Origin of the sequence: Mycobacterium sp. 852002-51961_SCH5331710 (assembly GCF_001665535.1) — a bacterium.
Classification (GTDB): Bacteria; Actinomycetota; Actinomycetes; order Mycobacteriales; family Mycobacteriaceae; genus Mycobacterium.
The window spans coordinates 1-689 of record NZ_LZSQ01000059.1; the positions used below are offsets into that span (position 1 = coordinate 1).

Annotated in this window: 1 protein-coding gene; it reads right to left on the reverse strand. The window is 61.5% G+C overall.

Going from position 1 to position 689, the window contains the following annotated elements:
• Positions 1 to 689, reverse strand: a 689-nt coding sequence (locus A5752_RS10160; protein ID WP_197500590.1) for a cbb3-type cytochrome c oxidase subunit I, incomplete at both ends; no start/stop codon positions are given.

The window sequence follows — 689 nt, forward strand, 5'->3', positions numbered from 1 at the left end:
CGGCCCGTCATCTTCGGGAACCAGAAGTAGATACCGGCATACGTCGCGAACACGATCGTGCCGAACAGCACGTAATGGAAATGGGCGACCACGAAGTAGGAGTCCGTGACGTGGAAGTCCAGCGGCGGGCTGGCCAGCAGCACACCGGTCAACCCCCCGAGCAGGAAGGTGACCAGGAATCCGATCGCGAACAACATGGGCGTCTCGAACGTCAACTGGCCCCTCCACATCGTGCCGATCCAGTTGAAGAACTTGATGCCGGTGGGCACCGCGATCAGGTAGGTGGTGAACGAGAAGAAGGGAAGGAGTACCGCACCCGTGGCGTACATGTGGTGCGCCCACACCACCATCGACAAAGCGGCAATGCCCAGGGTGGCATAGACCAACGTGGTGTAGCCGAAGATCGGCTTGCGGCTGAACACCGGGAAGATCTCGGTGACGATGCCGAAGAACGGCAGCGCGACGATGTACACCTCGGGGTGGCCGAAGAACCAGAACAGGTGCTGATAGAGGATCGGCCCACCATTTGCCGGGTCGTAGATGTGCGCGCCGAGGTGGCGATCCGCGGCCAGTGCGAGAAGTGCGGCGGTCAGGATCGGGAAGGCCAGCAGCACGAGGATCGACGTCACCAGGATGTTCCAGGTGAAGATCGGCATCCGGAACATCGTCATACCGGGGGCGCGCATGCA